The organism is Pseudomonas fluorescens, assembly GCF_000967965.1.
Classification (GTDB): Bacteria; Pseudomonadota; Gammaproteobacteria; order Pseudomonadales; family Pseudomonadaceae; genus Aquipseudomonas; species Aquipseudomonas grandcourensis.
In genome coordinates, this window is the sequence record NZ_LACC01000041.1 from 1 (window position 1) to 13,581 (window position 13,581).

The 13,581-nt window shown below is 63.4% G+C and carries 10 protein-coding genes; all 10 read right to left on the minus strand.

Annotated features, from left to right (window positions below):
* Positions 1 to 149: 149 nt before the first annotated feature.
* Positions 150 to 1,289, minus strand: coding sequence for an OmpA family protein (locus tag VC35_RS26240; RefSeq protein ID WP_259674448.1), 1,140 nt, complete (start codon positions 1,287 to 1,289; stop codon positions 150 to 152).
* A 37-nt stretch (positions 1,290 to 1,326) separates the two neighbouring features.
* Positions 1,327 to 1,767: a type VI secretion system baseplate subunit TssE gene (gene tssE, locus VC35_RS26245; RefSeq protein WP_046043541.1), complete on the minus strand. Its 441-nt coding sequence runs from the start codon at positions 1,765 to 1,767 to the stop codon at positions 1,327 to 1,329.
* A 2-nt stretch (positions 1,768 to 1,769) separates the two neighbouring features.
* A complete protein-coding gene (gene tssJ / locus VC35_RS26250; RefSeq protein ID WP_046043543.1) occupies positions 1,770 to 2,306 on the minus strand; it encodes a type VI secretion system lipoprotein TssJ in 537 nt (178 codons plus the stop codon).
* The gene (tssG, locus tag VC35_RS26255; RefSeq protein ID WP_046043545.1) at positions 2,287 to 3,384 is read right to left on the minus strand and encodes a type VI secretion system baseplate subunit TssG; all 1,098 of its coding nucleotides are present in this window, start codon (positions 3,382 to 3,384) and stop codon (positions 2,287 to 2,289) included. The genes tssJ and tssG overlap by 20 nt, the downstream gene beginning before the upstream one ends.
* Entirely contained in the window at positions 3,348 to 5,111 is a 1,764-nt protein-coding gene (gene tssF, locus VC35_RS26260) for a type VI secretion system baseplate subunit TssF (RefSeq protein WP_046043547.1), read from the minus strand. Before tssF ends, tssG begins: the two co-directional genes overlap by 37 nt.
* A 27-nt stretch (positions 5,112 to 5,138) precedes the next feature.
* Positions 5,139 to 6,725 (minus strand): type VI secretion system protein TssA, encoded by a 1,587-nt coding sequence (tssA, locus tag VC35_RS26265; protein ID WP_046043548.1) that lies wholly within the window; start codon positions 6,723 to 6,725, stop codon positions 5,139 to 5,141.
* The gene (locus tag VC35_RS26270; RefSeq protein WP_259674449.1) at positions 6,722 to 10,090 is read right to left on the minus strand and encodes an ImcF-related family protein; all 3,369 of its coding nucleotides are present in this window, start codon (positions 10,088 to 10,090) and stop codon (positions 6,722 to 6,724) included. Before VC35_RS26270 ends, tssA begins: the two co-directional genes overlap by 4 nt.
* Complete coding sequence (locus tag VC35_RS26275; RefSeq protein ID WP_046043549.1) at positions 10,074 to 11,204, minus strand: hypothetical protein; 1,131 nt, start codon at positions 11,202 to 11,204, stop codon at positions 10,074 to 10,076. Before VC35_RS26275 ends, VC35_RS26270 begins: the two co-directional genes overlap by 17 nt.
* Before the next feature lie 103 nt (positions 11,205 to 11,307).
* On the minus strand, positions 11,308 to 11,784 hold the full coding sequence (locus VC35_RS26280; RefSeq protein ID WP_259674450.1) for a Tli1a family immunity protein: 477 nt from the start codon (positions 11,782 to 11,784) through the stop codon (positions 11,308 to 11,310).
* Between the two features lie 85 nt (positions 11,785 to 11,869).
* Positions 11,870 to 13,581: T6SS phospholipase effector Tle1-like catalytic domain-containing protein (locus tag VC35_RS26285; RefSeq protein WP_046043553.1), on the minus strand; the 1,712-nt coding region annotated here is incomplete at its 5' end.

Genomic DNA, 13,581 nt, shown 5'->3' on the forward strand with positions numbered 1-13,581 from the left:
CGGCTTCACGCCGGAGTTGCAGGGGGTTTATCTGAAGGAGCATGAGGGGCGTATTCGCGCTTATGGATATGTGATCAAGGCTTGAACCCTGTGCAGGCGTAGCCGCGGGAACGGACCGCGGCTACGCCTGTATTTCCCTCCCCCCTCGCCTACACGGGGCGCTCCCCTGACGCCGTTTGCCCGCATGCACCCGCTTGTGGCAACAGGCTGATTTCAACCCGTCGGTTCGCCGCACGCCCGGTTTCGCTGTCATCACTGCTGACAGGCTGGCTGGCGGCAAACCCCTGCACCGCAAAGCAACTGTCAGGAATATCACCCATGCGTTGCATCCAGTCACGCACGGCCGAGGCCCGGGCGTGGGAAAGCTGCTGATTGTGCTGCGCACTGCCTCGACCATCCGTATGCCCGCCAATGACGATCAGCCAGCCGGGCTGGGCCTTGATGTCGACCAGGGCGCTGATCAGGATCTTGGTCGAGCCCGGCTTGAGCTCGGCGCTGCCGGCCTCGAACAACGACAGGCTGTCCAGGCGCACCGGCGCGACAATAGTCGGTGGCGGCTGCAATAGATGCGCCAGGCGTTGCTCGGCGACGCCGGTCGAGCCCAGCCACCAGGCTCCGCTGACCAGGCCCGTCACAACGGCTGCAGCGCAAAGCCACCGGGCCAGGGGACGCTTCGCCGGCGGCATTTCAGGCATGGGCAAGGGGTTGGGCGGCAATATCACCACGGGCATCATCACAGCCGGCGCCGGCTCCCTTGCAGGCGGCGATAGCGTGCCGACCACAACGCTGCTGCGCTGCATGCGCCGGATCAGGCTCTCGATCTGCTGGCGCAAGGCATGCAGGGCCACCACCGGCGCTTGTGCCTGCAGCTCCAGGCGCTGCTGCAAACGCGCCAGCCCGCTGTCCAGTTGAAGCAACTCGGGGAAGTGTTGTGTTCCCGGCGCCAGATTGCGCAACAACGCCTGCCACTGCACGCACAGCCAGACGAGGATATCCAGGCGCACCGACGCCATGGGTGGCCAACAGGCCGTCCATTGGCCGCACAGAGTTTCAATCAGTGTCACGCCTTGGCTCATGCCTTCCACGCCATGCCGATGGCTGCGCGCCAGGGCAAAGGCAGCAGCCGTCTGCAGATCCGCGCCGTTGTGTTCGAACAGCGCCAGGCACCACTGTTCCACTCTGGCCCAATCCACGTCGGGACAGGCCGAATGATTCAACTTCGCCAGCTCTTCGCGCAGCGCAATAAACTCACCATGACCGCGCGGATCACCGCCCAGCCGAATACGCATTTCAAATAGCACCGTCAGCCTCCGTTGCTTTACAGGTTCAGGGTTTCGACAACCATTGCTGTCGCTTCAGATGGCGCACCAGGACTTTGCCTTCCGCTGCCAGGGTGGTGCCGAAAGTCACCTGCCGGCCGCTTTTGAGCAGCACGTCGAGGCTGTAGTCCAGATGGCCTGGCAAAGCTTGCTCGAGCAACTCGATGTGCACGGTTGCCAGGCGCGGTTCGTACTTGATCAAGGTTTCCTGCATGGCCCTCATCAACACGTGCGCCGAACCCGGCAGGCCCTGGAGGATCTGGCCCATGTCGGGAAGACCGTAATCGGGCAGGTGCGCGAGTGTTCCGGCCCGGCTGTTGAGGATGCGTTGCAGGTTGTCCAGTACCGACAGCGTGTGCTGGTCCTCTTCATTGACTTGATACAGGTCCAGGTCACCGTCGAAGTTCTGCAGCAGTGTTTCGTAAAGCGATGGATTGAGGTCAGGCATGGTCAGTCCCGGGCCAATGCGCGCAGGGTCAATTGGTTGTCCCCCAGCTCGATGACCCGCACCCGGTCGGGGTCGAGGTCGTCGCGGTTCAAGGTCAGGCGCCAGGTATTCCTCTGCACATCGGGGTTACGAAACAGCGCGACCACCGTGACGAAACGCGCGTCCTTGTCCAGCGGCACATCCAGTTTCGCGCCCTCGCCAGGCTTGATCACCAGCGCCCGGGTATCGAGCAAATTGCCGGCCAGCGCCTGCTCGTCGCCACCGAGCAGGCTGTCGTAGGAAGCCCTCTGCAGCGCCTTGCTGTCGCTCAGTTGATAGACCCGCACCAGCGTCGGGACCGACATCGCATTCATGTCCGCAACATCAGTGTTGATGGCCGTGCGGGCACTGAAATCCAGGCGCAAGTCTTTCACCTGTTTGTAGAAAATCGAGCGGGTGGCAGATGCCGTGCCTTCCGAGACAGTCTGAGTGACACCACAGCCGGCGAGCACTACCGCCAGCGTCGTCAGGATCAATGAATTACCAACGGTACGCGACATGCCGTGCTTCCCTGTTCCGAGTGTTTTTCGACAGGCCCTGGTAGCGGCCCAGATTGATGGTGATGGTGTCGTGTTCCGCGCCCTGCCAGGTGTCACTGCCCGAACCCAACATGCCGGTCATGCCCAGGCGGATCGGCGCCCGCCCCAGCACCGGTTGCGGCAAGCTGCGCACCGGCAGCGACAACTGCAGCCTGGCGGTGCAGCGCCAGCCCAGGTACACCCGCAGCAACACCAGCAGGTCGTTGTACAACTGGCCATCGGGCAACCAGCCCCGTGCTTCGTCCCGGTCCCTGGTGAACAGCGCCAAGTGCAGCTGGCTGTTGGCGTCGAATCCGTTGCTCCCCAGCGGCGTGCCCTGGGACAGGCTGACCGGACGACTCGCGGACAGACTCGCCGGATGGGCCAGGGGGATTCTCTGTGGCCAGTGCGGCGTGATCCTGGCCCGGGTCTCTGGAGCCAGCAGCGACACCAGAGCGGTGATGCCCTCGGCGTTGCGGGTGGGCATGCGCATCACACTAAGCAGCGCGAGAAACCGCGAAACCGGCGTGGCAATGCGCTTGGCCGTGCCGGGGATGCCAAGACCGACCAGACCCAGCAGACACTGCGACGTCGCATCACTGCCGCCGGCTTCGAAGGTGGCCGGGTAGGAATACTTGCGCCAGATCCGATAGAACTGGGTGAAGATCCGGTGGTTGAAAATATCCAGAAACGCCTCAAGCACCTCATGCCCGTCGCGGCGCTGGGCAATGTCGTCGACAAAAGCCGTCGGCAATGGCGAATCCACGCCGTACAAGCCCAACAGCCGCGTACGCACCGTCGCCGGACGCAGCGGCTGCCGGTCATCGATCTCGATGTACTTCAGCTCACCGGCGGGAAAGCCCATGCCGGGGTCCGGGCGAAAGCGTACCGGGTCGTCCGCCGGATGGCTGGTGCTGCCCAGCGGCGGATGGCCTGGCAGGGCTTGCTCCAGCAGCTGGCAGAACCGATACAGACTGGCCTCGGCCACCCGCCCCTCCAGCACCTCGAGCAATCCGCAGGCTTTCAGCCGGGAATACGCTGACTGTGGTTCTCGTTCCATCGCAGGCACTTTCCAGTAGGTTGAAGGATCAGCGTGAGCTGGTTGAACAGGTGAATGTCGGCGTACAGCGCGAAGAAGCGATGGAGCATTTCGCCGAACAGGCTGATGTCGCCCTCGCCGCAAAAACCATGGGCGTCGAGGGTCACTTCGATGTCCACGCCGCGCAGCAGAAAGCCCTTTTCGAACCGCCGCACCAGGTGGTGCCTGACTTCGACGATGGCCGCCAGGCGACGGCGGTTCAGTTCGCTGCCGGTCCAGTCGTACAGCGCCAGGGTGCCGCGCAGCACTTCGGCGTTATCGAGCATCGGCAGGAAGTTGGAGCCCAGGTGGCTGAGTACGCGCCAGTGGAAACGATCGCGGTTCGGCGGATAGCACGGCAAGGTCGGGGCGCTCAGATTGCGCACGCGCAAGCCGCTCAAGGCGGTGTTGACCAGCCCATCAAGCAGGGTGCTTTGCAGCGCCTTGCGTGGCAGCAGGCCGTGGGTCCCGGTCAGTTGCAGGGACAGGCTCTGGCTGCCCTGCAAGCGATCCTGATCGAAGCCGTCGCCCCCGAGAATCAGCCAGGTATCGTGCAGGCCAATGGCGCCTCGCTTGAGGCGGGTATGGAAGTAACGCTCGGGCGCCTCGTCGCGCAACATTCCGCCCTTGTGACGAAAACTGCTGAACGGCACATAGTCCAGACGCTCGGTGTTCTTCGATGCGGTGACCCGGTCCACCGAGTAAATTTCCGTGTGACCGTCCTGCAGGCGCATGGGACGCAACAGGTAGTCGGTTTGCAATGGATCCAGCGGCATCGGATCGGCTTCCAGGGTGAACAGATTGATCACCGGTACCGCATGCAGGCGAAGGTGTTCGGCGCTCAGGTTGAATGCCTGCGGCCACGACTCGCGCAGGACCACCTCCAGTTCGAACCAGGGCATATCCGCAGTGATGTTCACCTGCTCCAGGCCATGGAGGGTGACGAACATGAACTTCTCGCGGAAGGTGAAATATTCCAGCAACAACTGATAGCCGCTGAACGCGCTGTCGCCCTTTGGCCACAAACGGTCCTCGTCGGCAAAGCCCTTGGGCGCGAAATGACCTGCCAGTGCAACTCGTTGCGCCTCGCCCGGCAGGCGCACATACAACGCCTGGGCATGCAGGGTCAGGGCCTGATGCAGCGCGCTGGCCAGAGGGGCATCGGCGTTCAGGTACATCGGCACGCGGCTGAGGTCGATCTGGCTCCAGTCGATCGCCGTTGCGCAGGCAAACCGCAGGCGCAGCAGCGAGCGGCCGTCGGGCTCATGGGCCAGGCGCAAGGATTGCAATTCGATGGGTTGCAGCCGCAGGTCCTGGGTGGTGGTGTAACGGCATACGGTACGCTGCGGCCCGATGGGTTGCGAGAGCACCTCCTGGCCGGCGGCGATCAGCTCGCTGCGCCTGAGCTGTGCCAGTTCCACCTGGAACTCGACGATCGACAGCGAGGGAATGGTGCGCAGGTAATGGGGCCACAACAGGCTGACCAGGCCTTCGGTCAACTCCGGCAAGTCGTCGTCGAGCTTTTCGCGCAGGCGCCCCATCAAGAAAGCGAAGCCCTCGAACAGACGCTCCACATAGGGATCGCGGGCGCCGGGTTTGTCCAGGTTCAACTGCGCCGCGCGGTCGGGAAACGCTTGCGCAAACTCCTGCCCGGCTTCGCGCAGGTAGCGCATCTCGGCGTCGTAATAACGCAGTGTCAGATTGTCCATGCTGTAAATAATCCTGATAAATGGGGTTCAACCGCACAGTACGGCGGCGCGTACCGGATCGATGGCAACCAGCGCCGCCAGCAACGTCTCCATGCGCCTGGCCAGGGCCGGCTTGTCGGCATCGTTGCGCTGCGCTTTCAGGCGGGTCAGCTTGAGCAGGCGGGCCTTGACCTCGAAATTCAATTCCGGCTCCCAGTCCGCCAAGGCCTGGCGCTCGGCCGTGGCATCCAGTTCACCGAGCAGGTGCAGGGCCAGGTCGTTCTTGCCACATTGCTCGGCCACCCGCGCCATCAGCAGGCGCAGCAGCCAGCGCTGGCGACCGCTGTGAATGTCCGGGCGCGCGGCCAGCCAGGCCAGTGCATGTTCGACGCCGTCGCTGTCGGCCTGGGCCAGCGCCTCGCTTTCCAGGGACAGAATCTCGCCATCGGCCATGACCGCTGCCGGGGCCGCTGCGGGCAGGAGCTGGCGCGACTGTTGCGCGCTTACGTGCTGAGCGATCCATTCACGGGTGGTCTCGTCGGCGAACGGTGTACCGTCGTTCCACCCCAGCGCCTCCAGGCCCGGCAGCCGCTCGAGGAACATACCCAGGTCGCGCTTGACGATGTCGGCCCAGCCGTCGTGAGGCGCCGGTAGTTTGCTCAGGGCCTGGACCAGGTACCACTGCAGGTCCAGCCAGAAATGGTTGACCCCCTCGGCGAACGTGCGCTCGACCTGATCGAGCAATTCGCTCCAGTTCTGCTGCTGATACAGGCGCTTTAGTTGCGCCCGGGATTCACTCCGGGGCGGCGCCAGGCGCGTGGTGCCGCTGGCGTCCTGCAGGGGCGGCTCGTGCAAGGTGTCCCAGCGCAGGCTTTTCATCAGGCGGTGCGCCGCCAGCCAGCCTTGTGGCTGGTCGCGCAGGTAACCGGCCAAGGTCCGGCCGCTGTCCAGCAGGTCGCGCCCGGACTTGATGGCCAGGCTGCCCGGAGGGCTGGCCTGGCTGACGGACTCGTGACTGGCGCTGTGCTGGGGCACTACGGCTTCGACCCCGCCGGACTGCGCCAGGCGCGCCGACAACGCCCCATGCAACGCATCCAGCTGCGGCCGCTGATCCTCGGGCCAGGCTTGCAGCCCATGTTCAAGCCAGGCCAGCGCCGCCACCGTGCGTTCCGCCTCGGCCTTGACCACCTCCGGGTACAGCGACAGGCTGTCCAGCACCTTGGCGCCGGTCAACCACTCCAGGGCCATCTTGCGGCTGTTGGCCCGCACGGGAAGCACATCGCCGGCGTACCGTTCAACCAGCGCCGCCAATAAACCAAGGCCATCGGCCAACCCCGTCTCACCGTCCTTCTGCAGGCGTGCCCACAGGTAGTAAGTGGCGACGCGCAGATCCTTGCAGCGCTGGCCGAGCAACTTCTCCGCCAGCTGAATCACCTCGTCGACGTTCGCGCCGGAGAGCTTGTTGACCTCTTCGCGCATGCGCTGGAAGTCATCGTCATAACCCGGGTCTTCACCGACCGGCGACTGCGCGCTGATGGGCTGCAACCAGGATTGCCAACAGTCGGCCTGGGTACGGGCAAGGGCCAGCGGGTCACGTTCGCCGAGGCAACGGGTGATCAGTTTGAGCAGGCTCATGGGTAACTTCCATTCTGCGCATATGGCTGCGCTTGAGTGCCTTCGCCGAGAAAGATCTGCGCCGGCAATTCAAAGCCGCGCAACTTGAGCAACGCCAGCGGCCCCGCCCCCAGCTCAGTGCGCAGGTGCCAGGTCAGGTCGAGGCCGTCCGGGGCCCGAAGCTGCACGCGGTACTGGCTGTCGGTGTCGTTCAGGGCGGTGATTTTTGCCTGTTCGAGCAGGCGGATCAGGCCCCAGGTACCTTCGTAATCGCCGTAGAGGCGTTCATTGGCCAGCACGCTGATCCACAGCAAACGCGTGCCCGGATGCTGGCTGAAGCCCGGCCAGCTAAAGCGCTGCCAGCGTTCCTTCTGGTTGAAGTACTCATGCTTTTCGCCGTTGAGGATGAAGGTGGTCTGCACCACGTCGCGCACCGGCTTGCCGCGCAGCTCGAAGCTCAGGCCCATGCCGCCGTCGGTGTAGAGCACGTCGGCAAGGTGGCTGAGCTGGTTGATCGCCGCGAGGAACTTCGGGTTGAAGTGCAGGCCCTGGCTGTGCCGCGAATCGGGCACCCAGCGGCTGCCTTCCTTGCGCAGCACGCCACCCAGTTGTTGTTGCAGGAACTGATCGATGCGCCCGGCGTCGGCGCGGATCATCTGCCCGAGCATCGGCAACGAGGCATCGCTGCCCGTGGCGGCGAAGGGATAGCGACCGGCAAACGCACCCTGCCAGTCGCGCACGATCGCCCGCTGCCACTGGCTGTTGAGGCCGGCCACCGAAGGTTGCAGCACCCGTTGCCAGGCCTGCTCCAGCGGCTGCACGAACAGCGTCTGGCCGATGCCATCCCACTCGGCACCGAGGCTGGCGGCGAGCAGGCTGCCGTAGGCCTGGGTGTCGGTGAGGTCGACGCTGTGGCCTTGGAAAACTGATTGCGCCAGGGCCTGGGTCATCGCCTGGGGATTGGGTGCATTGCTCACTTGCTGCAGCTTCAGGCGCACCCGGGTGACGCGGTTGAGGAAGGCTTGCAGGCTCAGGCGTTCGGTGTCGTTCTGGTTGTCGACGTCTTTGCCCAGCAAGGTCAACAGCGGGCCAAAGGTGGCGTCCAGTGGGCTGCTACTGGCGGGCATCGACTGGTCAATCAGCGGCGCTTTTTCCTGGCCAAGCAACTGCTGCGCCGACTGCACCAACGAATCGGCCAGCGCCTGGCGGCGGGTGCCGGCCTGGCCCTGATAGGCCAGGGTGTTCATCAGGGCGATCAGCGGCGACTGGCGCACATCGCTCATCAGCGCCAACTGGTCGATCACCTCGCCAAGGCTGTCCACCGGTTGCCAGCGCAGTTGGTTGAGGAAGTCCAGCCAGGCGTGGGCGTAGTCCTGGAAGTAGCGTTCGGTCAGGCGTTGCTTGAGTTGTTCCGGGCTCAGGTCGGCGGCGAGACGCGCCGGGTTGTCGCTGAGCACCCAGTCGATTTCTTCACGGCGTGCCTCGGCGATGGCGTCGATGGCCGGGCGCACCTGGCCTTCCCAGGCTTGGCGGGTGAACACCCCCGGCACCTCGGCCGAAGTGGCAAACAGCGTCGATGCCTCGGTGTCGCCGACCATCTGCGCCAGGCTCAGCACCGGCGCGTGATTGGCGGCGTTGTCGAGCACGGATTGGTACAGGCTGGCTTCGCCGTTGCGCTGGCCCAGCTGGCCGATCAGCACCTGGCGGACTTGGGCGACCAGCTTGGGGTCGGCATTGATGCGCCAGTTTGGGTGGGCGGCCAGTTGTTCGGCGTAGAACTGCCACAGGGATGGGGCCAAGGCGCGCCAGAGCCCCGGCGAAAAGTCGGCGCTATGCGGCTCGGTGTCCACCAGGGCTTGAGCAAGAAAGGCAGGATCGGTTTTTTCCGGGCGGGCCAGCATCAGGTAGGCCTTGAGTTGCGTGTAGGCAGATTGCGCGCGCTTGGCACGCTCGGGGCTGTCCGGTGGCAGCTTGACCAGGGCGTTGAGCTGGGCCTTGAGGGTGGCCGCCGCCGGGTCGCGCAACAGGCGCTGGTTGGCCTCGACGTAACGCGGCCATAGCGTGGCCAGCAGTGCGTCGTTCTGGTTCAGGCCGAAACGCTGGTACCACGGCGTGCCGTGGGTGGCGCGGTAATCCAGGCGGCCCAGTTCGCGAGTCAGTTCGTTGAGCGCGCTCAGTTGGGCGTCGCCGGGGGTGGCTTGCTGCAGCGTCGTCAGCGACGTTTGTAGATGGTTGATCTGCACGCGATTGCTGAGGAACGACAGCAGCAGGCCGGCGCCCCAGACCAGGGCCACGGCCAACGCCAAGCCATAAGCGACGCGCGGGGCGCTCCAGCCCAGACGGCGGCTTGGTTGTTTGGGTTCGCCGAGCACGCCTTGCCAGGCCGGGTCCATGGGCCAGAAGTGCTCGTTTTCGTCTTGCGTCGTAGCGGACAACGGCAGGCTGAACCACAGACCGCGCAACGGCACGCTTTGACGGGAGCCGCCGAACCAAGGCGTCAATGTCTGGCGCCAACGAACCACACCTTCAACCTCCAGGTCCCGCGCCAGACGCACCAGGAAGTCATGCGCCATGGCCTTGTTCATCTGCGCCCAACCCTCTTGGCGCATGGGGCCGAGCAGACCGTACAGCGACGTTTCGAGGTCTGCTGCGGTGAGGCGTGACGGCAGCGCGCAACCCACCGCCTGACTCGGACGCTTGTCCTGCACCCAGTGACTGGCGCGGACCTGCCACAGGTGCAGCGGCAACGACCAACCCAGCGTGCGCGCCAATGCTTGCAGGTGCCGCGCGCCGCTGCCCATGACTTTACTGTCGGCGCATTGAGCGGTATCCAGCGCCCAGACCACCCCGTCGAGGGCACGCCAGCGGGTCAGGCGGCGATAACGCTCAATCATCACGTCGTCCAGCTTGTTTTGCACGCTGCCGCCCCATAGCAGCAAGGTGTCCTGATCTTCCAGCCAGTGGTCCCGGGTCAGGCCGGGGGCGATGGCCTTGATCTGCTCGGGCTCTCCAACGATGAGCAGCAAGCGGATCTTGTGGCGCCAGAAACGACCATGACTTTCGCGTAACGCCTCATCCATGGCCGGTTTGTCTTTACCGGAATCGTTTTTCACGGGCTGCGAAGCCGGCAGCCATGGCCCGATTATCAGCTGGCGCATACCGTTAAGCATCGTCTGCCAGGTCAACAGCGCCATGATGAACAACAACGCCCAAAACAATGCGGCCTTGAGCAATACATCCAGCATCCAGGCACGAGTGACAGGCCCTGGCTCCATCCACAACCACCAGACCGCAACCCCTGCGGCGATCAGCACCGCCAGGAACACAGCCAGCAATAAGGTCGTACGCCAGGCAGAGACTTTCAGGGATTCAGATTGTTGAGTCATCGGGTTCCATAACTCCAAGCACAAATGTGTAATTAGGATCGCTTGCCACCCAGGCACAGGGCACTCGCTGCAATTCGCAGCAGGTGGCAGCCAGGGTTTGAACGACCATGCCTTCCAGACCGCCCAAGGCACCAAAGTTGGCGTCTAGCAGGTGCTGCCCGGTGTTCCAGTCAAGGGGCGCATCGGCCTGGGAGAACGAGACACAAACAGACGGAGGTGAGGTCAATTTGCTCTGTTGCAGCGCGCGCTCTGCCACCGTCGGGAGCTGTTCGGTGTCCGCATCGAACCATTCGCCGCGAGTGAAACCGACTCCACCTTGGGGACCGAGCAGCCACAGCAGCGCGGCCTCTCCCGCCGGCAAATGACTGCCTTGTCCGGGCGACCAGGATTGGCAGCCGGCACAGAGAATCCGCGCATCCGCGGGGGCGCCATGCAGTCGGTCGATGATCGAATCGAGACTGAAGATGCCCTCCCAGGACTCGGGCTTCTCGGGCAATTCAATCTGGGGAAAGGACTTCGTCATCTGCTCGGCGAAGGCTCGCCAGGCGGACAGGGAGCCTTGCCAGTAGCATGCCAGTGGTTGTAACCCGCAAGGGTCAGGCCGCTGCGCCTGCCACTGTAGAACCAGCAGCTTCGCCAGTTGACGCTCGCGCTCGACGAGATCATCGCCGAAGACCTGAAGCAGTTTGAGCGTTGCTCCGCCTGGCGTACTTTGAGGCGTGGGGGGACGGTGGTCCGCACTGAACAGGGCTTGTCTTTGGAGCGGATTGGTACAGGCTGGCCCCACCAATACCGTGTCGATCAGCGCTACCTTCTGGCGATGGTGTTCCCACCAGCCTTGCTGTACCTGATTCGCGTTTTTTTCATAGTATCGCGCGCTATGCCAATCGAGACAGTAGGCAAGTACGCGTACTAGAAATGCCAGTAGCCATAGTGCCGACAGAGCTCCAACAAGATAAAGCTGTAAAAACGGGGGTAGGTTCAGCGGCAGGTCGACAGCCTCTATCCATATAAGCCGTGTCAGTACAAGCAGTGCAGCGCCAACGGCAAACCAGCGCGAATAACGGGCTTCGCGTGGCTCCGGATAAGGGCGGTATTCCGGAGCTGGTTTCATTTGAGCACCTGGCTAAGGGGTATGGAGCTGGCTTGGGTGCAGCTATCAATGCACCGATCAATCACAGCGTTCATTGGCTTGCCTCCGGCTATTGGATGCAGAATTATTTTGGGCATGACTGGGGCTCCGGCAACTGCAGCGGGGTCTTGATCGGGTATTCGGGGCTGCCGTAGGCGTAGCAGGAGGTGGTGACCTGCAATTCGTCGCAAGGAAGGAAGTGCACGGTGAGGCCACAGACTTTTTGACCGGTGTAGTCGGGAACGGCTACTTCTTTGCTGTGCCGACGCTTCTGCGCCTCCACTTTGTCAAGCCATGCGTCGTATTTGGCTTCATTGGCAAACCCAGGAAATTCATCTGCGAGGTCACTCACCCCACTCGCTCCAGTTTCCCACTCGACCCGCACGGTCATCCCCGGCTGCCAGCGCGAAGGGGCGATGTAACAACACCCCCCCCCTCCGCCTTGGTAGGGACCGATGATGTCCAGGCCAGAACGGCCATTGACGCTGAAATGATTGATAGCCCAATGGGTGTGGTTGATGCCTTCGAGGGTGCTGGCATGGACGTTTTCTGTCAGCACCATTACGGCGAGTCCGCACAGGGCGCCGAGCAGCGGGCGCCCCGTGAGCATTGAGCCGAGTGCTAGTGCGGGGCAGCGACGAATCAATTCAGACCAGCGCATCGTTCACCTCCCCACCATTGGCGTCATAGGCATCCCAGATCGCGTCGATGGCACGATGAACTTCAGCGAGGCGCTCGGCGTCCATCACCGGTGGTGTTGAACGAACAGACTCGGACGCGGGGACGGTCTTGCCCCCCGCCAGTTGAACGGCACCCTCTTCTCCATATAGCGCCAGATCCCGACGGCCGAGGTCACCGAAGAACACCATGCGCTCGTTGAAATAGTGACCTCCGGGCTCACGCCCCAAGTTATAGAGAAACCAGGCCCGGGAGTCGTGGACCTGATCGTCGAACAGGGCGCGCAGCAGGCCCTCCGGCTGCGCAGCGTTGAGGTGCTCAGCCACATGCCCGCGGGTGTGTTCGTCGCGGTGGTTGCCCCAGTCGCTGGGAGGCGGGAATAACAGGCTGACCCGGGCCCGCCCCGCGGCTTTCATGCGTTGGCGTTCGGCGCTGGCCATTTCGGAGAGCTGATACGGGTGCTGGACGAGTGCCAACAGGGCTACGCGTACCGCGATGGAGTCCAACATTCCGGAGTTGCGATAGGCCGCGGCGAACTCCTCGGCGGCTTCGCGCAACTGGGTTTGCGCCATGTCGGCATCGAAGTCCTTGACCCCGGGTTCAAACGGCGTTTTTGCTACATCCTCCCGGCGCTCGCGGTTGAGTTGTAGCTTGCGCCGGTCCTCCACTTTTTTCTGCTCGGCGTCGCGATTGTTCTCGGAGTCCTTGCGCACTTGCGGGTCGGCTTCTTTGTCGCTGGCCTCGCGGTAGAAGTCGGTGTCGATCAGGCTGGCGAAGCCATAGCGGTCGATGCGCCAGGCGGTGATCCAGCCCAATTGGGCTTGCAGGGCCTGCTCCAGACTTTCGCTGGCGAGGAGTGGTTCGTAGTGTTCGATTTGTTGGAGAGTAAGCGGGGGCAGTGCGGACTCGAGGCCCAGAGTCACTTGTCGCCAGGCGTTGAAGCGGTTGACTAGAGTTGGCGTGATAGCGAATTCGGCCTCTGCCTCCAGATCCATTACTCGCCAATTTTCACGGCTCATTGAAGCCGACAAGGCCGCTTTGGGTACTTTCAGCGGGGCGCCATGGGCAAAGGCATCGGCATACAGATCATGCAAGGCAATCTGGGACAGCAGCAGACGGTCATCTCTTCCAATCGCCTTCCCCTGATCCCCAGGCGGATACCCTCCACCCTGATCTGAATGCACCCCCGGGTAGATCACCTCGACACTGTTCGCCGGGTAGCCCCCCTGCGCACGGCGAATCGACTCCAACGGAAAACACAATCGCTGCTCATGACTGGCCACCAGGTGCAAACAGCGCTTGACCAGGTTGGCGGGCAACTGCTGATTGCCATCGGCCCAGCTCATATGGCCGTTCGCCCCCGGGACGATATCGGCAAGCCCCACCGAGGCCACGGTGTCCAACAGTCCGAGGTATTCCACGCTCACCGGCAAGTGCAGGTCGAGCAGTCTCAGGCTCTGCGTAGCCCGGGCCAACAGTTGGTTCAGCGCACTGACAAACGCTCGCGCCGCCGTCGCACCGCGGGAAAATCCGTACACATAAAGCTTGAGCCCCAGCAGCTTGACCTGCCCGGGCTGGTGCTGCTGCAGGGCGATGCGCAACGGCCGAGTCAGGGCGGAGAACTGTTTGTAAAACTCACGAAGGCGGTTGCCGGAACCGGTCGCCCACTCCAGCCCCGGCA